Here is a 20,642-nt window from a genome sequence, read left to right on the forward strand (position 1 = left end):
CATCCCCATGCGTTCGTCATCGGACGGGAATGACTTTTTCCTATCCACCACGACGCGACAAGCCCCCATGCACGCCACATTCAATGGCACATTCGCTCTCTCAACCAGGCACGGCTGGGTTTATGAGGCGGCTGTCAGCATTAATGACCAAATGCGCCAGTATCGCTGACATGAATATTCGACCTGGCGACATGCCCTCGTGGAATCGGGCGTGAGCATTCATGAGGCGGCCACATCCCGGCCATGCCTATAATGGCTGCGTTCCTGTAGGGGGAAGGAAGTGAAATGGCGGGAAGCCTGGGAATAAGAATCCGCATGGCGCGGCAACGGAAGAAGATGACGCAAGGCGAACTGGCCGCGGAGCTGCGGGTCAGCCGCAGCGCGGTCGGCAACTGGGAAAGCGTTACCGGCATTTCACCCAGCAGCGCGCGTTTGATCGCCATCGCGCTGGCCACCGAGGTCTCATACGAATGGCTGGCGACGGGCCGGGGCGAACCTTCGCTGTGCGAGGACTGGACGCCGGCTGCCGATGCCGAACTGGTCGACGATCCCGTCGAGCGCAGCCTGCTGCACGCGTTCCGTCATGCCCGCTCGGCCACGCGCAGGATGGTGCTGCAGATGCTGGAGGCGCGCGCGACGGCGCGCATGTGAGAAGCACCGGCGAAACCCGGCGTCCTACGCAATCCTGCAGATGCGAAGCGTGATGCTCAATGCGCCGGCCTGCCACCGCGCAGGCGCTGCACCCCGGTCACCGCTGCGAGCACCAGGGCGCCAGCGAGGAGGCCCACCACCACGCTGCCCAGCGCATTGGCCGCCATCTCCCAGGACGGCGATGGGATCCAGCCCACCACGAGGTGGTGCAGGGCCGGTATCGCGTGCACGAGGATGCCGCCGCCGACCAGGAACATCGCCGCGGTGCCGGCGATCGACAGGCCGCGCATCAGCCACGGCATCGCGCGCAGGATCGCCCGGCCCAGCGCGGCGGCGGCGCGGCCGCGGCGCAGCAGCCACAGGCCGATGTCGTCGAGCTTGACGATGCCGGCCACCAGCCCGTAGACGAAGGCGGTCATCGCCAGCGCGATGGCCGCCAGCACCAGCACGCGCTGCAGGAACGGCACGTGCGCCACCACGCCCAGCGACAGCACGATGATCTCGGCCGAGAGGATGAAGTCGGTGCGGACCGCGCCGCGCACCTTGTCCTTTTCCCAGGCGACCATGTCCACATCGGCATCGGCCAGCGCCTGCACGCGCTGCGCGTGCCGTTGTTCGTCCTCCTTGCCGTGGAGGAACTTGTGCGCCAGTTTCTCCACGCCCTCGTAGCAGAGGAAAGCGCCGCCGAGCATCATCAACGGCGTGATCGCCCAGGGCAGCCATGCGCTGATCGCCAGCGCCGCGGGCACCAGGATCGCCTTGTTGAGCAGCGAGCCCTTGGCTACCGCCCATACCACCGGCAGTTCGCGCGCGGCGCTGACGCCGGTGACCTGCTGCGCGTTGAGCGCCAGGTCGTCGCCGAGCACGCCGGCGGTCTTCTTGGCCGCGACCTTGGTCAGGATGGAAACGTCGTCGAGCAGGGTCGCGATGTCGTCGAGCAGGGCGAACAGGCCGGCTCCAGCCATGGGGCACCGTGGGTAGGGAGAACGCGCGGATTGTCCCGCATCGCGGGCCGTCGCGACATGGGCGTGCGCGTTCACTCCTCGACCACCGGCCGGCGGCGACACTGCCCGATCATGCCAGGTGGGGAGAGTGTCTTGACTGCTGCGAAACACGAACAGGCCGCGCCCACGACCGTTGGCGGCATGAGCCGGCGCCAGCAGATCCTGAAGCTGCTGCTGCGCTACCGCAATTCGGGCGTCTTCTCCGGGCTGCAGCTGGACGGCGAGATGCCGCGCAATACCAAGATCCCCGAGGACGCCGACCCGGCCCAGTTCGTGCGCGACCTGGAAGCGCTGGGCACCACCTTCGTCAAGCTCGGCCAGATCCTGTCCACGCGCCCGGACATGATCCCGCCCGAGTACGTCGCCGCGCTGGAACGCATGCAGGAGCAGGTCGCGCCCATCCCGGTGGAGCAGATACGCGAGGTGATCGAGGAGGAACTGGGCGCGCCGGTCAACAAGCTGTTCGCGCTGTTCGATCCCGAGCCGCTGGGCTGCGCGTCCATCGCCCAGGTGCACCGCGCCGTGCTCCACGACGGCCGCGAGGTGGCGATCAAGGTGCAGAAGCCCGATGTCCCCGCGCAGCTGCGCTCGGACATCGCGGTGCTGCGCAGCTTCGCCAGCGCCGCCGACCACCTGACCCGCGTCGGCCGCCGCGTGCGCTTCGCCGACTGGCTGGACGAGTTCGCCACGACCCTGCGCATGGAGCTGGACTACGAGGCCGAAGCGGCGAACCTGGCGCGTTTCGGCCAGCACTTGGCGCCGTATCCGGAACTGTGGGTGCCGCAGCCGCTGTGGGACCTGTGCCGGCGGCGGGTGCTGACCATGGAACTGGTGCACGGCGTGCGCGTGGACGCGATCCCGCCGGTGCGGCGCACCGAGCAGTCGATGCTGCCGCTGGCCGCGGCGCTGGTGCGCGGCTACCTGGACCAGATCTTCGTGCACGGCGAGATCCACGCCGATCCGCACCCGGGCAACCTGCGCGTGACCGACGACCAGCGCCTGGCGGTGTTCGACCTGGGCATGGTCGCGCACGTGCCGCCGCGCCTGCGCGAGCGCCTGCTCAAGGTGTTGTTCGCCGCGGTGGACGGGCGCGGCGAGGAAGTGGCCGACGAGATCATCGGCATCAGCACGCGCCTGGAGGACTACGATGAGGAGCGCTACCTGCGCCTGACCGGGCAGATGATCGCCCGCTACGCCGCCAACGGCACCCTGTCCGAAGGCCGCGTGGTGCTGGAGATCGTGCGCATCGCCACCGCCTGCGACCTGCGCACGCCGCCGGAACTGAGCCTGCTGGGCAAGGCCCTGCTCAACCTGGAGGGCGCGTGCCGGCTGCTGGCGCCGGACATGGATACACGCCGCGTGGTGGAGCAGCAGCTGCAGCACGTGATGCGCGCGCGCCTGGGCAAGTCGCTGTCGGTCGCCAACCTCGCCAGCGAGGCGATGGAACTGCAGCAGCTGCTGCGCACCGGGCCGCGGCGCATGTCCGACATCCTCAGCCTGGTCGCCGAGAACCGCCTGCAGATGAAGGTCACCGGGCTGGAGGAATCGCGGCTGATGGAGAACATCCAGAAGGTCGCCAACCGCATCGCCGCCGGCCTGATCACCGCCGCGCTGCTGCTGTCCTCGGCGCTGCTGATGCGCGTGCCCACCCGTTTCTCGCTGTTCGGCTACCCGGCGTTCGCGATGCTGCTGTTGCTGGTCGGCGTGGTGATCGGCCTGGGCCTGATCGTCAGCGCGCTGCTGTTCGACCGCCGCACCCGCTCGCGCGCACGCGAGGAGCGCGGGCACCGCTGACGCGGGGTCCGCCGCAGGCGGGCGGACAACCTCGCGAACCGGCCATATCCGGCAGGGGCCGGCGGTCGCATCGCATCGGCGTTCCACTGTGCCGCGGCGCGCAATGCGCCGCGGCAAAGCGCTTCGCGCCCGCCGAGCGAAGGCGGATGCGCGCCGTTCGGCACGATGCGCACTGTGCCGTTTCCAGCAAACATTTCAGTCAGGTTCGTCTGTGCATGATTCCGGTCATCCTCGTTTCATGCCCCTGTCATGAAACCGTGGATCGCTCCTCCCCCGCATCGGGGCGCTTTCGTTTCCACTACCAAGCCACCGCATGCATTGGACCTTCTGGCTGTACCTGCCCGCGCTGCTGCTGTTGCTGCTGTCGACCTCGACGCTGGCGCGGTTCAAGGCGGGCCTGCTGTCGCTGCTGTTGCTGGCCTTCAGCCTCTGGTGGCTGATCGACCGGCTCAGCGGCGACGGCATCAATTCGGCCACGCTCTACCACCTGCGCAGCGACATGGAAGGCGCCGGCGTCGGCGACTTCAACGGCTACATCGCCGCGTTCGTCGTCCTGCTCCTGTTGTCGCTGGGCCCGCTGCTGCTGGTGCGCGTGCGCCGTTTCCGCCTGCCGCGGCATGGCGGCGCGCTGACCGTGGCGTTCGCCGCATTGCTGGTCGCGACCGCGCTGGGCAGCCCGCTGTACGGCGACGCGCGCCGCATGTACCAGCAGATGAAGCCGGTGGACTACAGCGCGGTAGCGCCGGAGTACGTGGTCCCGGCGCAGGCGCTGGCGCGGCCGAAGAACGTCGTCTGGATCTACGGCGAGAGCCTGGAGCGCACCTACCTGGATGAAGCGGTATTCCCCGGACTGATGCCCAACCTGCGCCGCCTCGCCGGCGAGGCGCTGGATTTCCGCGGCATCGCCTCGGCCGACGGCAGCGGCTGGACGATCGCCGGGCTGGTCTCGTCGATGTGCGGCGTGCCGCTGACCACCGCGCAGGGCGACGAGAACAGCATGGGCCGCATGGGCCGTTTCCTGCCCGAGGCGTACTGCCTGGGCGATTACCTGAAGCAGCAGGGCTACGGCAACCACTACATGGGCGGCGCCAACGGCCAGTTCGCGGCCAAGGCCGACTTCCTCGCCAGCCATGGCTTCGACGACATCCGCGACCTGGCGTGGTTCAAGGAACAGCCCATCGCAGCGAAGCATTTCTCCAACTGGGGCATCCACGACGACGTGCTGCTGGAACGCGCCTTCGACCGCTTCGTCGAGCTCTCGCGCGCCGGCCAGCCGTTCATGCTCACCGCGCTGACGATGGACACGCATCATCCGGCCGGGCACCTGCCGGTGGCCTGCAAGGGCACGCGCTACCGCAGCGGCCATGGCGACATCGGCCTGCTCAATGCGCTCAAGTGCACCGACCGGCTGATCGCGCGGCTGGTGGACCGCATCCGCGCCAGCGAGTTCGGCGACGACACGCTGGTGGTGGTCGCCTCCGACCACCTGGCCATGCCCAACGACCTGAGCCACGTGCTGGAAACGCTGCAGCGCGAGAACCTGCTGCTGTTCCTCGGCAAGGACATCGCCCCGCGCCAGCTGACCGCCAGCGCGGGCACCACCCTGGACTCGGGCGCCACCCTGCTGCAGCTGCTGGATCCCGGCATCGACGCGATCGGCTTCGGCCGCTCGCTGCTGGCCAGCCCGCGCCCGGCCAGCGCCAGCGTCGCCGCGCTCAAGGCCGATCCGGCCGACTACGCGCGCTACCGCGCCTTCGCGCGCTCGCTGTGGCTGGGCGAGAAGACCCGCATGCTGCGCCTGGACGACGGCCAGGTGCTGGTGGGCGTACAGAAGGTGCAGCCGCCGGTGCTGCTCGAATACGACGCGCAGTGGGCGCTGGAATCGGTGTACCTGGAGAACACCTCGCGCCGGTTCGACGAGGCCGACCCCAGCCACCGCCTGGCTTACGTGGACCGCTGCACCGCGTTCGAGGACGCCTCGGCCGACGGCGAGTGGTGCGCGCTGCTGGTGGACAGCGACCAGGGCATGCGCCTGTACCGCGACCCGCAGCTGCGCCGCGGCATCGCCGTGGACGCGCCGCTGGAGCCGTTCCACGGCCCGCGCCCGAGCGTGCGCCAGTCGCGCATGATCAGCCGCCAGGCGCAGCACACGCGGCCGGGCCGCTACGTGCTGGAGCTCTACGCCAGCCAGCGCCCGGAGCGCGCGTTCTGGGTCGAGGCCGTGTCCTCGCAGCGCAAGGTTGTGGTGGCGCAGCAGTGGGTGACGCCGGACAGCGATGGCCGCATCACCCTGCCGCTGGGGCTGGACGAGGAAATCGACGACCTGGAGATCCGCGCCTGGCTGGGCCATGCCGAGAAACTGGCGGTGGACAGCTACGCCCTGGTGCCGGCGATCCGCGGCCGGCCGCGCTCCTGAGCACCACCGCCACGCACCGTAGGAGCGGCTTCAGCCGCGAATGCTTTTCCGGGCAAGCCCAGAAGCATTCGCGGCTGAAGCCGCTCCTACGTGAAGCTCATTGCGTGGGATCGGGAGCCTGCGGGTTGTCACGCACCAGGCGCACGTCGGTGGGCGTCACCAGTGCGATGCCCTGCTCGGACGTCGTGCGCAGCAGTTCGAACAGCAGTTCCGAGCGCACGCCATACACGGCGCGCGGGCTGGAGACGTAGGCGAAGCAGTTCAGCGCCACCAGGCCGCCGCCGATCGAATCGATGAACACCGAGGGCGCCGGCTCGGCCAGCACCTTCTCGTTGGCGGCGAACAGGTCCAGCAGCATCTGCCGCACGCGCCCGACGTCGGTGCCCAGCGGCACCGAGAACTGGATCTGGATGCGGCCCTGCGCGTTGGCCATCGTCATGTTGCGGATGGTCTTGGTGATCAGCTCCGAGTTGGGCACGATCAGCGTGGACTTGTCGCCCACCTGGATCTCGGTCGAGCGCACCGAGATGCGGCGGATGTCGCCTTCCTGGTCGCCTAGCTTGACCCAGTCGCCGATCTTCACCGGCCGCTCGGCCAGCAGGATCAGGCCGGAAACGAAGTTCTGGGTGATCGCCTGCAGGCCGAAGCCGATGCCCACCGACAACGCGCTGGCCAGCAGCGCCAGCTTCTCGAACCCGATGCCCAGCGTGGCCAGCGCCCACAGCACCGCCAGCACGATGCCGAGGTAGCGGGCGACCGTGCTGATCGAATTGCGCAGCCCGGCGTCCAGTTCGGTCTTGGGCAGGTAGGTGTCGGTCAGCCATTGCTGCAGCGCCTTCATCAGCCCCAGGCCGAGCAGCAGCACCACCACCGCCCACAGCAGCGAGGCCGGCCGCAATACCTGGCCGCCGACGTGCAGGCCCGATTCCAGCGTGCCCACCCAGCCATACAGCAGGCTGGTGTTGCCGAACCGCGCCAACGCCGCGGCGATGCCCAGCACCACCAGGCCGACCCGCAGCGCGGCCGAGAGCAGCACGCCGGCCTGTTCCAGCCGCGCCGGCGCCACGCCGAGGGACCGGCGCAGGGTGCAGCCCAGCGCGTTGTCGGGGGTGAACAGCCACAGCGCCAGGTCGTCGGCAAAGCGGGTGAGCAATTGCACCGCCAGCACCACCAGGGTGATCCATGCCATCTGCTGCGCGGCGAACATGGCGAAATTCAGGTAGCCCGCCAGGGTCGCCACCAGCGCCGCCAGCACCGCCAGATAACCGCCCAGCCGGGCAAGCACCAGCCAACCGGTGCGCGCCGACGGCGGCACCTTGGCATCGCTGCCGGCCTGCTGCTCGGCCAGCGCCGCCTCGGCCGACCGGCGCCGGTGCAGGCGCGCGATCGTCACCAGCATGGCCGAGATCAGCCCGACATAGACCAGCGCCACCATGCCGTCGAGCAGCACCGTGCTGACCTGCGAGGTGCGCGCGGCGCGGTTGAGCGCGCGCAGCAGCATGGTGAGCCAGGTGAGCCCGGCCGCGCCCCAGGCGAGCTGGCGCAGGCGCAGCGCGGCGGCGTCGTCGATGTTCAGCATCCGCCACGACGGGCGATGGGGGACCAGCAGGCAGGCCGCCAGCGCGACGATGAAGGCCGAGACGAAGGTCGCCTGGACGAAGGCATCGGCCACCGTCTGCATGCGCGGCGGCACCGCGCCGATGGCCTGCAGCCCGCCGGTCGTCGCCAGCGCCGCCAGGCCCGGCAGCAGCGTGCCGACCAGCAGCAGCCAGACAGCCAGGCCGGAACGGCGCAGGCGACCGGCCGGCGCGCGGTCGGATGCGGCATAGCGGCGACCGAGCCGGCGCAGCCACCAGCGCAGCGGGAAGGCCATCAGCAGGGCCACCGCCGCCCCCAGCAGCGGCAAGGTCCAGCCGTGCGCGGCCACGGCGGTTTTCAGCCCGGCGGCGGCCTGGCGGTACAGCCCCTGGATGCGCGAAAGGTCGTCGGGCAGGCTGTCGGCGAACTGCCGCCACAGCGCGGGCGACAGCGGCGAGCCGACCTTGCGCCCGAGCTGCTCGCCGAACTGCTGGCTGCGCGTCTTCTCGATCGAGTCGCTCAGCTGCCGGGCATCCTCGGCCAGCAGCTTGCCGCGCTTGATGTCGCCATCGAGCTGGCTGCGCTGCTGGTCCAGCACGCTGCGCTGGCGGGCGATGCCGCGCTCCTCGGTGGCGCCGTCGTCCAGTGGCCCGAGCTGGGCGATGCGCGCGTCGACCTGTTCCAGCTGCGGCATCAGCGCGGCCACCGCGGCGTCGGCGTCGCGCTTGGCCTGCAGCGCCTGTTCGGAAAGCGTACGCAGCGTCTCCGGCGCCTCGGCGTCGTCCAGCGAACGGCGCACCGCCTGCAGCGCGCGTTCGGCTTGGCCGATGCTTGCCTGCGGCGACGGAGTTTCGGCGGCGGTGTCGGCGGCGCCGGCCGCCATGGGCGGAACCCCGCTGCCGACCAGCAGGAACACCAGCAGCAAGGCGCGCAGCGGCGGGAAACGGTGGCGGAAGGACAAGGCGGCAGACCCGCGGGCATGCGCGGACCACCGCGCGTGTGCGGACTATAAGTCAGCCCATGTCCACGCTCCGCCAACGGCGTACCGTCCGCGCGCCAGCGGCGCGCGCGCGGCGTACGCCACGCACCGCGACGGCCTCAGTACTTCAGGCCGAGCTCGGCGACATGCGTGCGGTGCGACTCGTACAGCTCCTGGAATTCTTCCTCGGTCAGCTCGTCGGGCGCGTATACCGCCACCGGGTCCCACTGCCGGTCGGTCGGCAGCGGCTGCCGCGGCCCGGCGCGCAGCGAGTAGCTTTCGCCCTCGTAGTCGACCAGGTCCGGCACCTGTTCCCAGCGTTCGCGCGCATAGCGCTCCGTGCCCTTGAGAAGAATCACGGCGTACATCGGCCTCTCCCGTTTTGGCAGCCTGCAAGCCTAGCGCAGGCGCGCCGCGGGCGGGGCGGCGACGCCGGCACGCACGCCGCATTCACCGCCGCTGGCCTATAGCTGCAAGGCCCTGTTCCGTCCGGAGCCGTCATGGACCCCCCGCCCCTGCCCACCGTCGCCGCCCTCGACCTGCCGCGCTATCTCGGCACCTGGTACGAGATCGACCGCCTGCCGATGCGCCACGAGCCGGAAGACGCCACCGACGTCAGCGCGCACTACACGCTCGACGACGACGGCAGCGTCCGCGTGCGCAACCGCTGCCGGCGCGGCGGCGAACTGGAGGAAGCCATCGGCCAGGCCAAACCGGTCGACGCCTCCAACAGCCGCCTGGAAGTGAGCTTCCTGCCCGAAGGGCTGCGCTGGATCCCGTTCACCAAGGGCGACTACTGGGTGATCCTGGTCGATGGCGGCTACACCACGGCGCTGGTCGGCAGTCCCGACCGCAAATACCTGTGGCTGCTGGCACGCGAACCGCACATGGACGAGACCACGCGCCAGCATTACATCGGCTACGCGCGGCAGCAGGGCTTCGACGTGGAGCGCCTGATCCACACGCCGCACACCGGCCACCCCACCGCCTGAGCGGCACCGCGGCGCAGCCCGACCATGGACCTGAAGAGCGGCTATCCCTTCTGGGCGGTCAGGAACGGGCTGATGCATGCCTATCCGCCGCTGGCGCAGGCGCTGCGCTGCGACGTCCTGGTGGTCGGCGGCGGCATCACCGGCGCGCTGGTCGCCGACGAGCTGGCCAGCCACGGCCACGACGTGGTGGTGGTGGAACAGCGCGACATCGGCTGGGGATCGAGCGCGGCCAGCACCGCGCTGCTGCAGTACGAGATCGACACGCACATGGTCGACCTGGCCAAGCGGTACGGCGAGCAGGCGGCGGTGCTCGCCTACCGCGCCTGCGCCGATGCGATCCCGGCGCTGCAGTCGCTGGCCGCATCGGTGCGCGGCGTCGATTTCCGGCGCGGCGACAGCCTCTACTACGCCAGCCGCAGGCGCCATCGCGACGACCTGCGCGAGGAATACGAACTGCGCAGGAAGCACGGTTTCGGCGTGCACTGGCTGGAACCGGACGACCTGCTCGCCGCCTATGGCTTCCAGGCGCCGGCGGCCATCCTCAGCGACCTGGCCGCCAGCCTGGACCCGTACCGCATGGCCCACCGCCTGCTGGCGCGCCTGCAGCGGCGCGGCGCGCGGGTGTTCGACCGCACCACCATCGCCAGCCTGCGCCCGACCTCGCGCGGCGTGGTGGCGACCACCACCGACGGCGTGCAGGTGCGCTGCGGCCACATGGTGCTGGCCGCCGGCTACGCCAACGAACGCTGGCTCGACCAGCGCGTGGCGCGCAACCGCAGCAGCTACGCCTTCGTCACCGATCCGCTGCCGGCCGAAGCGCTCGGCCCGCTGCGCCGGACCATGCTGTGGGAATCGGCCCGTCCCTACCTGTACCTGCGCAGCACCGCCGACCTGCGCCTGCTGGTCGGCGGCGAGGACGACGCGGTGGACATACCGGCGCGCCGCGATGCGTGCGTGGACCGCAAGGCGCACCGGCTGGTCGCCAAGGTGCAGCGCCTGTTCCCGCAGCTGCCGGTGACGCCGGCCTTCGCCTGGGCCGGCACCTTCGCCGAGACCCGCGACGGGCTGCCGTTCTTCGGCGCGCACCCGCAGTGGGGCCCGCGCGTGCTGTTCGCCATGGCCTACGGCGGCAACGGCATCACCTACTCGATGATTGGCGCCGGCCTGCTGCGCGCGGCCATCGAGCGGCGCCGGCACCGGCTGGCGCGCCTGTTCGGTTTCGCGCGCCTGGACTGAGCCGCACCGGCAACGACAGCCCCGGTTCACCGCCGCCACGGTAGCGTCGGTGCGTCCTACCTGCCACGATGACAGCCCCCGCCAGGAGCGCCAGCGCGATGAACCGGTTCCTCATGATGCTTGCCTGCCTGCTGGCCCCGGCCCTGGCGGCCGCGCAACCCGCCGGCACCGCGCCCGGGGCCCTGGACCTGAACGTGCCGCAGGCGCCGCTGCGCTATCTCAACGATCCGTCCTACCAGGCCGATGCCCCGGGCACCTACTACGGCGACCACAGCGGCCCGCTGCCACGCGCCGATGCGACGACCGCAACCGTGGTCGACGACAAGCTGCAGGTGCACGGCGCGCTCAGCACCGGCATCGGTTATTCCAAGGCCTACGGCAACAGCCACTGGAGTTCGGCCGACATCAACATCGGCAAGAACTACAACACCGACGAAGGCAAGACCCGCCGCGTGGACCTGAACATCCATGTCAGCCAGGGCAAGGGCGCCGGCCCGTTCGGCTATGGTCCGGGCCCCTGGTACGGCTGGTGACCGCCGGCCCCGCCCGGCCGCTCCTGGGAAACGATCAACCGCCGCAGCGCATCCACGCGCAGTCGATGGCGTCCAGCGCGAGGTGCAGCAGCAGGCCGATGCCGAACAGCCGCGTGCGCCGCGGCAGCAGCAACCCCACGTAGACCGCGGCCGCCGGCGCGGTGTGCAGCGGATGGAAGCCGATGCTGCAGCGGTCCGGCGCATAGATCGGATCGGCCAGCAGATGGTCCAGGTCGATCACCCAGCCCAGCAGCATCAACAGCCAGGCGCGGGCGAACCGCGGGCGCCAGAACAGCCACGCGAGCAGGGCCGGCACCGCCGCATGCAGGCCCAGGTGCAGGAGCGCGCGCAGCCCCATCGCGCTCAGGCGCCGGCCAGCGAGGCCATGTCGATGACGAAGCGGTACTTCACGTCCGAACGCTCCATGCGCGCGAACGCCTCGTCGATGCCCTGCATCGGGATCGACTCGCAGTCCGGGTAGACGCCGCGCTCGGCGCAGAATTCCAGCAGTTCGCGGGTCTGCGCGATGCCGCCGATCAGCGAGCCGGACACCTGGCGGCGGCCGCGCATCAGCGCCGCGGCGTTGACCGGCATCTGCTCCAGCGCGCCGACCACCACGATGCGGCCTTCCACGTCGAGCAGGCGCACGTAGGGGTCGAGTTCGTGCGCCACCGGCACCGTGTCGATGATCAGGTCCATCGACGAAGCCGACGCCTTCATCGCCTCCGCATCGCGCGACAGCAGCACGCGGTGCGCGCCGAGCGCGCGCGCGTCGCCGGCCTTGCCCGCGCTGCCGGTCACCAGGGTGACCTCGCAGCCCAGCGCCACGCCGAGCTTGACCGCCATGTGCCCCAGCCCGCCCAGGCCGACCACGCCCAAGCGCGTACCGGGGCCGGCGCCGTAATGGCGCAGCGGCGACCAGGTGGTGATGCCGGCGCACAGCAGCGGCGCGGCGCGTGCCAGGTCCAGCGTCGGCGACAGGCCGATGGCGAATTCCTCGCGCACCACGATCATGCGCGAATAGCCGCCCTGCGTGGTCTCGCCGCTGACGCGGTCGCGGCCGTTGTAGGTCATGGTCGGGCCCTGCCGGCAGAACTGCTCCTCGCCGTGCCCGCACTGGTCGCAGTGCCGGCAGCTGTCGACCATGCAGCCGACGCCGACCGCATCGCCCACCTTCAGCCGCGCCACCGCGCTGCCCACCGCGGCGACCCGGCCGATGATCTCGTGGCCCGGCACCATCGGATAACGCGAGCCGCCCCAGTCGTTGCGGACCTGGTGCAGGTCCGAGTGGCAGACGCCGCAGTACAGGATGTCGATGGCCACGTCGTCCGGGCGCAGCGCGCGGCGTTCGATGGCCAGCGGCTGCAGCGGCGCGCCGGCGGAGAGGGCGGCATAGGCGGGGGTATGCATGGCTGTTCCGGGGAGTGGATCGCCCGGATTGTACCGGCCGCCCCCGGCGGCGGCGTTACACTGTGCGCCTGCCGGGCAGTCGCGCCGCGGCCGTTCCGGAGTGGTGATGATCAACAACGACGTACTGCGCAGCATCCGCTACATGCTCGACCTGGGCGACAAGCACGTGGTGGACCTGATCCACCTGGCCGATCCGGCGTTCGAGGTGGACCAGGCGCAGGTGCACGACTTCCTGCGCCGCGACGACGAGCCGCTGTTCGAGGCCTGCCCGGATGCGGTGCTGGCGCGCTTCCTCGACGGGCTGATCGTGCACTTCCGCGGCCGCGACGAGTCGCAGCCGCAGCGCGCGCCGGAAGCACGCATCACCAACAACCTGGTGCTGAAGAAGCTGCGCGTGGCCTTCCAGCTCAAGGACGTGGACATGCACGGGATCTTCGCCGCGGCCGGCTTCCCGCTGTCCAAGCCGGAACTGTCGGCGCTGTTCCGCCAGCCGGACCACAAGAACTACCGCGCCTGCGGCGACCAGCTGCTGCGCAACTTCCTCAAGGGGCTGACCGCGCGCCTGCGCGCCGGGTAAGGCAGCGCTCCAGCAGGAGCGGCTCGCCCGTCGCGGCCGCCTGCGCGGAGCGCTCCCATGAACGCCGCCACGCCTTCACCGGCATGGCAAACGGACAGCAGAAGGCCCGGCAATGCCGGGCCTTTCGCATATCGCCTTGCGCGTACTGCTTGCCAGCTGAAGCGCGGCCCGACCGACCCTTGCTTGTCGCCGTGGCGGTCCATCCTGAAGTCGCCGCCGCATGAACGGCGTCTTCTAGTCGTTATTCACGCGTTTCTGGCCCGCGCGCATCCTGCCACGTTTTCCCTGCGCCACGCCTTTCGCGGCCGGGCGATGCAACGGCGCGCCGGTGGCGATGTCGCTCAGGATCGGGCAGTCCGGCCGTTCGTCGCCGGCACAGCAGTCGGCCAGCGCCTGCACCGTGCCCACCATGTCCTGCAGCTCGGCGATGCGCTGCTGCAGCACCGCCACGTGTTCCAGCGCCATGCGCTTGACGTCGGCGCTGTGGCGCGAACGGTCGCGCCACAACTGCAGCAGCCCGGCGATGCGTTCTACGCTGAACCCCATGTCGCGCGAGCGCTTGATGAAGCCCAGCGCGTGGATGTCGCGCGGGCCATAGACGCGGTAGCCGGACGCGGTGCGCGCCACCGGGCCGATCAGGCCGTTGTCCTCGTAGTAGCGGATCATCTTGGCCGAGATGCCGGTGGCCCTGGCCGCCTGGCCGATGTTCATGGCGTCTTCCATCATCGTCTCCGTCGTCAGTAGGAGCGCACCTTGGTGCGCGATGGCTTTCCCGGGAAGGCCCCATCGCGCACCAAGGTGCGCTCCTACGCAGGGTCAGGGCCGGAAGCGCCGCAGCCGCAGCGCGTTGCCCAGCACGAACACCGAGGACAGCGCCATCGCGCCGGCGGCGAACACCGGCGACAGCAGCACGCCCCACAGCGGATACAGTACGCCGGCCGCCAGCGGGATCAGCGCGGTGTTGTAGGCGAACGCCCAGAACAGGTTCTGGCCGATGTTGCGCATCGTCGCCCTGCTCAGGGCGATGGCGTTGGGCACGCCCAGCAGGCTGCCGGACATCAGTACCACGTCGGCGGCCTCGATCGCCACGTCGGTGCCGGTGCCGATGGCCATGCCGACGTCGGCCGCGGCCAGCGCCGGCGCGTCGTTGATGCCGTCGCCGACGTAGGCCAGGCGGCCATGCGCGGCCTTCAGCCGGTTGACCGCGTCGACCTTGCCCTCGGGCAGCACCTCGGCCACGACCTCGTCGATGCCCAGCTGGCGCGCGATGGCCGCGGCGGTGCGGCGGTTGTCGCCGGTGATCATCGCCACCTTCAGCCCCAGCGCATGCAGGCGGGCGATGGCCGCGGCGGTGTCGGCCTTGATCGGATCGGAGACGGCGATGACCGCGGCGAGCCTGCCGTCGATGGCCGCGTACAGCGGGGTCTTGCCTTCCTCGCCGAGCCGCGCGGCGACGGCGGCGAACGGCGCCACATCCAGCCCGATCTTCTGCATGAAACGGTCCGCGCCCACCTCCACGCGCGTGCCCTCCACCTGCGCGCGCACGCCGTAACCGGTGACCGACTCGAACGCCTGCACCTGCGGCAGCGCCAGTCCCTCCTCCCGCGCGGCATCAACGATGGCGCGTGCGATCGGGTGCTCGGAACGGTCTTCCACCGCCGCTACCCGCGCCAGTACCTGCGCGCGGGAATAACCGTCGGCCAGGTGCAGGTCGGTCAGCAGCGGCCGGCCCTCGGTGAGCGTGCCGGTCTTGTCCACCGCCCCCACCGCCGCTTCCTTCAGCAGCTGCAGCGCCTCGCCCTTGCGGAACAGCACGCCCAGCTCGGCGCCGCGGCCGGTGCCGACCATGATCGAGGTCGGCGTGGCCAGGCCCATCGCGCACGGGCAGGCGATGATCAGCACCGCCACCGCGTTGACCAGGGCGAAGGTCAGCGCCGGCGACGGGCCGAACGCCCACCACACCATGAAGGTCAGCAGCGCCAAGCCCATCACCACCGGCACGAACCACATCGTGATGCGGTCCACCCGCGCCTGGATCGGCAGCTTGGCGCCCTGCGCCTGTTCCACCAGGCGGATGATCTGCGCCAGCACGGTGGCGCCGCCGACGGCGGTGGCGCGCACGCCGAGCGCGCCGGTCTGGTTGACGGTGCCGCCGACCACGCGGGCGCCGGCCGCCTTGGCCACCGGCACCGGCTCACCGGTGATCATCGATTCGTCCACGTAGCTGTCGCCATCGACCACCTCGCCATCGACGGCGATGCGTTCGCCGGGGCGCACGTCGATCACGTCGCCGGCCACTACCTGCGCCAGCGGCACCTCCACCGCGGCGCCGTCGCGGCGCACGCGCGCGGTTTTGACCTGCAGCTTGAGCAGGCGCTTGATCGCCTCGGAGGTGCGGCCCCTGGCACGCGCCTCAAGCATGCGCCCGAGCAGGATCAGGGTGACGATGACCGCCGCCGCTTCGTAATAGACGTTGACCGTGCCGGCCGGCAGCAGGCCCGGCAGGAAGGTCGCCACCAGCGAGAAGCCGTAGGCGGCCAGCGTGCCGACCGCGACCAGCGAGTTCATGTCCGGCGCGGCGCGCAGCAGCGCGGGAATGCCGGCGCGGTAGAAGCGGCGGCCCGGGATCGCCAGCACCAGCGTGGTCAGCGCGAACTGCAGCAGCCAGCCGTTGTGCGTGCCCAGCGTGCCGGCAATGACGTGATGGAAGGCCGGCACCAGGTGCGCGCCCATTTCCAGCACGAACACCGGCAGCGCCAGCGCTGCGGCCAGCAGCAGGTCGCGCTTGAGCCCGCGCAGTTCCTCGTCGCGACGCCGCGCCTCGCGGTCGTCGTCCACGGCCGCTTCCAGCACGTGCGCCTCGTAGCCGGCTTTCGCGACCGCCGCGACCAGCGCGGCCGGATCGAGCGCGGCGGCGCCGTGCACCAGCGCGCGGCCGGTGGCGAGGTTGACGCTGGCCGACTGCACGCCGGGCACCTTGGCCAGCACGCGCTCGACCCGGCCCACGCACGAGGCGCAGGTCATGCCGTCGATGGCCAGTTCCAGCGGCGCCGGTGCGGGCACCTCGTAGCCGGCCCTCTCCACCGCCCGGACCAGCGCCTGCCGGTCCACGCCCTCGCCACGCACGGTGGCGCGGCCGGTCGCCAGATTCACCGCGGCGCTGGCCACGCCGGGGACGGCGGCCAGCGCGCGTTCCACCCGGCCCACGCAGGACGCGCAGGTCATGCCCAGGACCGCGAGATCCTGCGTCCGTCCGCCATCGCGGGCGGGATTCTGGCTGTTCGGGGTCATCGCCGGCTCACCTGCGCTTGTCCATGATGGCGGCATCTTGAAGCTTCCCATCATGGGAAGGTCAACAGGGCAGGAACGAAGGTTCGGGAACCAGGAACAGGGGGGAAAGCGCATCGCCCGGCTTCCACAGGTTCCCGGCCTCCGGTTCCTGGCGCCTTGACCTTCCCACCATGGCAGACCCCAGACTGCCCTTCCCTCAAGGAGAACCGCCATGAACCTGCACATCGAGAACATGACCTGCGGCGGCTGCGCGCGCAGCGTCACCGCCACGGTCAAGGACGTGGACCCGGCCGCCACGGTGGAGATCGACCTGCCCGGCAAGCGCGTGCGCATCGCATCGGCGCTGCCGGCCGAGCGCTTCGCCCAGGCGCTGGACGAAGCCGGCTTCCCGCCGCAGGTGGAGCAGGCCTGACCCCTGCGCGGGGCGCAGCCCCGCGCTCAGCGGCCCACGCGCTTCCACACCTCGCGCTCGACGCGGCGGCCGTCGTCCCAGCGCTCCAGCGTCCACACCTCGCCTTCGAGCGTGTAGCGGAATTCGTAGCTGCCGCCGCTCTCCAGAGGATAGGACGCCATCAGCGGCCGCTCCACGTAGCGCGCGCCATCGCCCTCGTAGGTCCCCGACCCGCCGGCCCAGAACGCGCCGTTGCTGGTGGTGGTGAAGGCGAAGCGGCCATCGGCCAGCACCTTGGTGCCGGCCAGGCCGCGGCTGGCGTAGTCCACAAGCGCGCCGTCGCCATCGACGAATTCGCCCGACTGCAGTTGCCAGGCGCCCTGCAGGCGCGACAGGTCGGCGGCGCCGGCGGCGAAGACGGAACCCACGCACAACAGCATGGCGGCAAGCAGGCGCGTGGTGGGGCGCATCGGCATCGTGGTCTTCCTGCGGACGGAAAGCGGCATTGTGCGCGGCGCCGGCCCGGCGCCACCAGCACCGGTTCATCGGCAACTGTCCCCGCCATGCCGGGGCCATCGCGGCGGGGCGGTATCATGGCCGCCAATCCTCCTCGGCGGCATGCGCGTGCAGACCATCCTTACCCCGGTATCGATCGGCGAACTGATCGACAAGATCACCATCCTCGAAATCAAGGCCGAACGCATCGCCGACGCCGCCAAGCTGGGCAACGTGCGCACCGAGCTGGACGGCCTGTGGCCGCTGTGGCTGCAGCAGCAGGCCGCGCGCCCGGAACTGGCCGCGCTCAAGCAGCAGCTCAAGGCGATCAACGAGCGCATGTGGGACATCCAGGACCAGTTGCGCGCGAAGGAAACCGCGCAGGACTTCGGCGACGGCTTCATCGCCCTCGCCCGGGGCGTCTACGGCACCAACGGCGAACGCGTGGCGGTCAAGAACGAGATCAACCGCGTCGCCGGTTCGGCGCTGGTGGAGGAAAAGCAGTACCAGGGCGAATAGGCCGCCCGGCGTCGCGCATTGAAAAGGCCAGGTCGACGACCTGGCCTGCGGGATGCGGCGCGGTGCGGTGCGGTGCGGTTCAGCGCAGGGTGGCCGCGGCGTTGCGCGCCTGCCCGGCCGGTACCGGTGCGGTCTTGATCGACAGGCACATCGGGCAGACGCTCTCCAGCACCTTGATCGCGGGTCGATACACCGTATTGCACTTCATGCACTGGACCATTCCAGTCGTGACGGCTTCCATGAGCCCCCTCTTCGTCGTTGTTCGATCCTGCAATATCGCGACGGCACCCCGCTTTTTCAAGCCTCCTCCTCGTCCGCCGCGCGCCAACGGCGCGTGACGCGGCGCAGACATGGCCGCGCGCACCATGGCCGCACTTTCCGTGGCATGCGGGTGGGTCATGCGCGTGACGACATTGGGGCTGTTCCTGCTGTTCGGCCTGGCGCTGGCCGTCGGCGGCGGCTGGCTGTTGGCGCTGCGCGGCAGCGCGTTCTACCTGCTAAGCGGGCTGACGCTGCTGTGGGTGAGCTGGGGCCTGTGGCGCCACCGCCGCTGGGCGGGCTGGCTGTACGCGGCGTGGCTGCTGGTGCTGCTGGCCTGGTCGCTGTGGGAAGCGGGGCTGTACTGGTGGCCGCTGGCAACCCGGCTGGGCGTTCCGGTGCTGCTCGGCCTGCTGCTGGCGCTGCCGGCGGCGCGCCGCTCGGCGCCGCGCGGCTACACCGGCCCGGCTGGGTGGCCGGTGCTGGCGACCTCGCTGCTGCTGGCGGCGGTGGCGCTGGCCGGCATCCCGCGTCACCTGCACGAGATCCGCGGCACCCTGCCGATGACCGCCATCGCCGTCGCCCCCGCGCTGGGCGACGACGCGCCGCCACCGGGCGAATGGCATGCCTATGGCCGCAGCGACTACGGCCAGCGCTACTCGCCGCTGGCGCAGATCACCCCGGCCAACATCGGCCGGCTGCAGCCGGCGTGGCAGATGCGTACCGGCGACATGCGCCTGCCGCAGGACGTGGGCGAGACCACCTACGAGGCCACGCCGCTGAAGATCGGCGACACGCTGTACCTGTGCACGCCGCACAGCTGGGCGCTGGCGCTGGACGCGGACACCGGCGCGGTGCGCTGGCGCTTCGACCCGGGCGCGGGCATGGAGCCGCAGCGCCAGCACCAGAGCTGCCGCGGGTTGTCCTGGTTCGCCGACCCGGCCGCCGCCAATGGCGGCGCCTGCGCCACGCGCGTGTTCCTGGCCAGCGCCGACGCGAAACTGCATGCGCTGGATGCGGCGAGCGGCCGACACTGCGAGGATTTCGCCGACCACGGCGTGCTCGACCTTACCCACAACATGCCATTCAAGCAGGCCGGCTACTACTACTCGACCTCGCCGCCGCTGGTGGCCGCCGGCAAGGTGATCGTGGCCGGCGCGGTCAACGACAACTACGCGGTCGATTCGCCATCGGGCGTGATCCGCGCCTACGACGCGCGCAGCGGCGCGCTGCTGTGGAACTGGGATTCGGGCAACCCGGCGCACACCGCGCCGCTGGACCCGGCCGATCCGGCCCAGGTCTACACCGCCAGTTCGCCGAACAGCTGGGCGGTGGCCAGCGCCGACGAGGCATTGGGGCTGGCCTACTTCCCGATGGGCAACCGCACCCCGGACCAGCTCGGCATGTACCGCAGTCCGGCCGAGGAAAAATACGCCTCCTCCGTGGTCGCGCTGGACCTGGCCAGCGGCCAGGCGCGCTGGGTGCACCAGTTCGTGCACCACGACCTGTGGGACATGGACACGCCGGCGCAGCCGTCGCTGCTGGACCTGGACCTGCCGCAGGGACGCACGCCGGCCCTGGTGATACCGACCAAGCAGGGCGACGTGTACGTGCTCGACCGCCGCGACGGACGCGCGCTGCTGCCGGCCGGCGAACGCGCCGCGCCGCAGGGCACGGAGATCCCGGGCCAGACCGTGGCCGCGCGGCAGCCGTACTCGGCGCTGAGCTTCGAGCCGCCGCCGCTGCGCGAGGCCGACATGTGGGGCGCCAGCCTTGTCGACCAGATGCTGTGCCGCATCCAGTTCCGCCGCCTGCGCTACGAGGGCCGCTACACCCCGCCCTCGCTGCGCGGCTCGCTGGTCTATCCCGGCAACTTCGGCACGTTCAACTGGGGCGGCGTGGCCGTGGACCCGCAGCGCCAGGTGATGTTCGGCATGCCGACCTACCTGGCCTTCGTCTCCACCCTGGTACCCAGGGCGCAGCTCCAGGGGCAGGCGATGAACACCGGCGAGCACGGCCTGAACGAGAACAAGGGCGCGGACTACGCGGTGGAGCTCAAGCCGTTCATGTCGCCGATCGGCGTGCCCTGCCAGGTGCCGCCATGGGGCACCATCGCCGCCGCCGACCTGCGCACCGGCAAGATCGCCTACCAGTACCGCAACGGCAGCATCCGCGACCTCTCGCCGGTGCCGGTACCGATACGCCTGGGCGTGCCCGGCATCGGCGGCCCGCTGCTGACCGCCGGCGGCGTGGTGTTCATGGCCGCGGCGGTGGACGACAACTTCCGCGCCTACGACCTGGCCAGCGGCAAGGTGCTGTGGAACGTGCGCATCCCGGCCGGCGGCCAGGCCACGCCGATGACCTACCTGGACAGCCAGGGCCGGCAGATGGTGCTGCTGGTGGCCGGCGGCCACGGTTCGATCGGCACGCGGCCCGGCGACTACGTCCTCGCCTACCGGCTGGAGAACGGGAGCGGACGCAGGAACGAGTGAAGAGGAACGGGCGGGGCGGCGGTGCG

The 20,642-nt window shown here is 70.8% G+C and carries 18 protein-coding genes and 1 pseudogene; 10 read left to right on the top strand and 9 right to left on the bottom strand.

Annotated elements, in window-relative coordinates; translation table 11 throughout:
* Positions 1 to 285: 285 nt before the first annotated feature.
* Positions 286 to 651 carry a helix-turn-helix transcriptional regulator gene (locus CQ393_RS00760; RefSeq protein ID WP_153189709.1) on the top strand — a complete coding sequence of 122 codons (366 nt, stop codon included), beginning with the start codon at positions 286 to 288 and terminating at the stop codon, positions 649 to 651.
* 56 nt (positions 652 to 707) lie between these two features.
* Here the strand turns inward: CQ393_RS00760 and CQ393_RS00765 are convergent, their stop codons facing one another.
* Positions 708 to 1,616 (bottom strand): DUF808 domain-containing protein, encoded by a 909-nt coding sequence (locus tag CQ393_RS00765; RefSeq protein WP_153189710.1) that lies wholly within the window; start codon positions 1,614 to 1,616, stop codon positions 708 to 710.
* A 171-nt stretch (positions 1,617 to 1,787) separates the two neighbouring features.
* Here CQ393_RS00765 and CQ393_RS00770 point away from each other — a divergent pair.
* A pseudogene (locus CQ393_RS00770) lies at positions 1,788 to 3,449 on the top strand (AarF/UbiB family protein); the annotation flags it as partial.
* 313 nt (positions 3,450 to 3,762) lie between these two features.
* Entirely contained in the window at positions 3,763 to 5,865 is a 2,103-nt protein-coding gene (locus CQ393_RS00775; RefSeq protein ID WP_153189711.1) for a phosphoglycerol transferase I, read from the top strand.
* Between the two features lie 97 nt (positions 5,866 to 5,962).
* Here the strand turns inward: CQ393_RS00775 and CQ393_RS00780 are convergent, their stop codons facing one another.
* Together CQ393_RS00780 and CQ393_RS00785 are read right to left on the bottom strand one after the other, a co-directional pair.
* Entirely contained in the window at positions 5,963 to 8,404 is a 2,442-nt protein-coding gene (locus CQ393_RS00780; protein ID WP_228114207.1) for a DUF3772 domain-containing protein, read from the bottom strand.
* A gap of 137 nt (positions 8,405 to 8,541) precedes the next feature.
* On the bottom strand, positions 8,542 to 8,790 hold the full coding sequence (locus CQ393_RS00785) for a hypothetical protein (RefSeq protein ID WP_153189712.1): 249 nt from the start codon (positions 8,788 to 8,790) through the stop codon (positions 8,542 to 8,544).
* Positions 8,791 to 8,922: 132 nt separating this feature from the next.
* Between CQ393_RS00785 and CQ393_RS00790 the strand changes: the two genes are divergently transcribed.
* The 3 genes from CQ393_RS00790 to CQ393_RS00800 all read left to right on the top strand — a co-directional run bounded on the left by CQ393_RS00790 (position 8,923) and on the right by CQ393_RS00800 (position 11,183).
* On the top strand, positions 8,923 to 9,414 hold the full coding sequence (locus tag CQ393_RS00790) for a lipocalin family protein (RefSeq protein WP_153189713.1): 492 nt from the start codon (positions 8,923 to 8,925) through the stop codon (positions 9,412 to 9,414).
* Between the two features lie 24 nt (positions 9,415 to 9,438).
* Positions 9,439 to 10,650 (top strand): FAD-dependent oxidoreductase, encoded by a 1,212-nt coding sequence (locus tag CQ393_RS00795; RefSeq protein WP_153189714.1) that lies wholly within the window; start codon positions 9,439 to 9,441, stop codon positions 10,648 to 10,650.
* A gap of 98 nt (positions 10,651 to 10,748) precedes the next feature.
* A complete protein-coding gene (locus CQ393_RS00800) occupies positions 10,749 to 11,183 on the top strand; it encodes a hypothetical protein (protein WP_153189715.1) in 435 nt (144 codons plus the stop codon).
* A gap of 34 nt (positions 11,184 to 11,217) precedes the next feature.
* Here CQ393_RS00800 and CQ393_RS00805 read toward each other — a convergent pair whose 3' ends face one another.
* Positions 11,218 to 11,541 carry a DUF6122 family protein gene (locus CQ393_RS00805; RefSeq protein WP_153189716.1) on the bottom strand — a complete coding sequence of 108 codons (324 nt, stop codon included), beginning with the start codon at positions 11,539 to 11,541 and terminating at the stop codon, positions 11,218 to 11,220.
* Positions 11,542 to 11,546: 5 nt separating this feature from the next.
* Positions 11,547 to 12,593, bottom strand: coding sequence for an NAD(P)-dependent alcohol dehydrogenase (locus tag CQ393_RS00810; protein WP_153189717.1), 1,047 nt, complete (start codon positions 12,591 to 12,593; stop codon positions 11,547 to 11,549).
* A gap of 106 nt (positions 12,594 to 12,699) precedes the next feature.
* On the opposite strand from CQ393_RS00810, the gene CQ393_RS00815 reads away from it, so the two are divergent.
* Positions 12,700 to 13,170: a DUF1456 family protein gene (locus CQ393_RS00815; RefSeq protein WP_153189718.1), complete on the top strand. Its 471-nt coding sequence runs from the start codon at positions 12,700 to 12,702 to the stop codon at positions 13,168 to 13,170.
* Positions 13,171 to 13,404: 234 nt separating this feature from the next.
* Here the strand turns inward: CQ393_RS00815 and cueR are convergent, their stop codons facing one another.
* Positions 13,405 to 13,881 carry a Cu(I)-responsive transcriptional regulator gene (cueR, locus tag CQ393_RS00820; RefSeq protein ID WP_153189831.1) on the bottom strand — a complete coding sequence of 159 codons (477 nt, stop codon included), beginning with the start codon at positions 13,879 to 13,881 and terminating at the stop codon, positions 13,405 to 13,407.
* Positions 13,882 to 13,986: 105 nt separating this feature from the next.
* Entirely contained in the window at positions 13,987 to 16,461 is a 2,475-nt protein-coding gene (locus CQ393_RS00825; protein WP_153189719.1) for a heavy metal translocating P-type ATPase, read from the bottom strand.
* A gap of 211 nt (positions 16,462 to 16,672) precedes the next feature.
* Here CQ393_RS00825 and CQ393_RS00830 point away from each other — a divergent pair, with 211 nt between their 5' ends.
* Positions 16,673 to 16,873, top strand: coding sequence for a heavy-metal-associated domain-containing protein (locus CQ393_RS00830; RefSeq protein WP_153189720.1), 201 nt, complete (start codon positions 16,673 to 16,675; stop codon positions 16,871 to 16,873).
* 26 nt (positions 16,874 to 16,899) lie between these two features.
* On the opposite strand, the gene CQ393_RS00835 is transcribed toward CQ393_RS00830, so the two are convergent.
* Positions 16,900 to 17,328, bottom strand: a complete 429-nt coding sequence (locus CQ393_RS00835; protein WP_153189721.1) for a hypothetical protein — start codon at positions 17,326 to 17,328, stop codon at positions 16,900 to 16,902.
* Positions 17,329 to 17,476: 148 nt separating this feature from the next.
* Here CQ393_RS00835 and CQ393_RS00840 point away from each other — a divergent pair, with 148 nt between their 5' ends.
* On the top strand, positions 17,477 to 17,866 hold the full coding sequence (locus CQ393_RS00840; protein ID WP_343199434.1) for a DUF6165 family protein: 390 nt from the start codon (positions 17,477 to 17,479) through the stop codon (positions 17,864 to 17,866).
* Between the two features lie 79 nt (positions 17,867 to 17,945).
* On the opposite strand, the gene CQ393_RS18330 is transcribed toward CQ393_RS00840, so the two are convergent.
* Positions 17,946 to 18,074 (bottom strand): hypothetical protein, encoded by a 129-nt coding sequence (locus tag CQ393_RS18330; RefSeq protein ID WP_265588057.1) that lies wholly within the window; start codon positions 18,072 to 18,074, stop codon positions 17,946 to 17,948.
* A 157-nt stretch (positions 18,075 to 18,231) separates the two neighbouring features.
* Between CQ393_RS18330 and CQ393_RS00845 the strand changes: the two genes are divergently transcribed.
* On the top strand, positions 18,232 to 20,616 hold the full coding sequence (locus CQ393_RS00845) for a membrane-bound PQQ-dependent dehydrogenase, glucose/quinate/shikimate family (protein ID WP_228114208.1): 2,385 nt from the start codon (positions 18,232 to 18,234) through the stop codon (positions 20,614 to 20,616).
* Positions 20,617 to 20,642: the final 26 nt, after the last annotated feature.

The organism is Stenotrophomonas sp. MYb238, from assembly GCF_009496535.1.
Lineage (GTDB): Bacteria > Pseudomonadota > Gammaproteobacteria > Xanthomonadales > Xanthomonadaceae > Stenotrophomonas.